1 protein-coding gene is annotated in these 1673 nt (G+C 53.3%); it reads right to left on the bottom strand.

Annotation, left to right across the window (positions count from 1 at the left end; translation table 11 throughout):
- Window positions 1–399: 399 nt before the first annotated feature.
- Window positions 400–1673, bottom strand: a 1274-nt coding sequence (locus tag ABS301_RS25750) for a collagen-like domain-containing protein (protein WP_502878008.1), incomplete at its 5' end; no start/stop codon positions are given.

The following is a 1673-nucleotide window of genomic DNA, read 5'->3' as shown; positions in this document are numbered from 1 at the left end:
GGAGTACGACCTTGCCAAGGTCGGGGTCGCGGGTTCGAGTCCCGTCTCGCGCTTTATAAAATAATTAGTATTTATGGAGATTTCCAAATTTTGGAAGTCTTTTTTTTATTGTAGACCCAACGAGCGTATGTTCTGTATTCAGTCCGTACTTTACCCGGTGGTGGGACGGATATAATCAAAGTCAAGGGCGTCTATCGTGAGGTTGGATCTGAAGAAAGTAGGAGACGATTCTCTGATCTGACAAAAAATCAATTATATTAAGTCTATGGATAAGTTGTAGCTTAAACGGAAGTCCTATAACTGCGCGGAAATGTATTTGATAGATGAGGCAGATAGATAGAACCAAAGCAGTTGGACGACCATTTTGTTCAGCTGCTTTGGTTGAATAATTGTCTGACTTTAAGAGCTTAATTTTTGAATCAATACTGAAGCATTGGCGTTTATTTGTGTTCCTCCCGCCAAAGTTTGTAAAGTAACAGCAGCAGTACTTGTATGATTTCGTATTGTTATGACATCTGCGGCGGCTGCAGTAATAATTACCATACCTGGATTCGGTTGTGTTCCAGCTCCAGATCCATATACTGCTCCAGTAACGGGAGCTCCATTTTGAAAGACAGTAAATTGACTTGGTTCAACGCCCGCGGCATTAAACCAAATAGCGTAGTCACCAGCGCTACCAATTTGGATGGTAGATGTTCCTGGAGCATGTGTGATGGTACCGACGATAATGCCATTGTTACTAAATAATATATCCGCCTCCAAAGCAACAACCTGAGCGGCCAAATTGTAAATATAAGCATATTCTGATAACCCAGTGGTACCAGCAGGTCCGGTAGGCCCGGTGTCACCAGTAGGTCCAGTGGTACCAGTAGGCCCAGTAGATCCAACACCGCCAGTGGGGCCGGTCGGGCCAGTATCACCAGTAGGTCCAATAGGCCCGGTGTCACCAGTGGGTCCAATGGGCCCGGTGGTACCAGCAGGTCCAGTAGGTCCAGTGTCACCAGTGGATCCAATAGGCCCGGTGCTACCGGTAGGTCCAGTAGGTCCGGTGTCACCGGTAGGACCAATAGGACCGGTGTCACCAGTAGGACCTTGAGCCCCAGCAGAACCAGTGGGTCCAGTAGGGCCTTGAGCCCCAGCAGCGCCGGTTGGCCCGGTAGGACCTTGAGCGCCAGTGGCGCCAGTGGGTCCAGTAGGGCCTTGAGCTCCAGTAGCGCCAGTAGGTCCAGTAGGGCCTTGAGCCCCAGCAGCGCCAGTGGGTCCAGTAGGGCCTTGAGCCCCAGCAGCGCCGGTTGGTCCGGTAGGACCTTGAGCTCCAGCAGCGCCGGTTGGTCCGGTAGGACCTTGAGCTCCAGTGGGTCCAGTGGGTCCAGTGGGTCCAGTAGGACCTTGAGCTCCAGCAGCGCCAGTGGGTCCAGTAGGACCTTGAGCCCCAGTAGCGCCAGTGGGTCCAGTGGAACCTTGAGCGCCAGTAGCGCCGGTCGGTCCAATAGGACCTTGAGCGCCAGTGGGTCCAGTGGAACCTTGAGCCCCAGTAGCGCCAGTGGGTCCAGTAGGACCTTGAGCCCCAGTAGCGCCAGTGGGTCCAGTGGAACCTTGAGCGCCAGTAGCGCCGGTCGGTCCAGTGGAACCTTGAGCCCCAGTAGCGCCAGTGGGTCCAGTGGAACCTTGAG

It is taken from the genome of Lacrimispora sp. (assembly GCF_031982545.1).
In the GTDB taxonomy this organism is placed as follows: domain Bacteria; phylum Bacillota; class Clostridia; order Lachnospirales; family Lachnospiraceae; genus Lacrimispora.
Note: the sequence above shows the minus strand (reverse complement) of the source record. Positions and strands in the feature narration are given on the sequence as shown.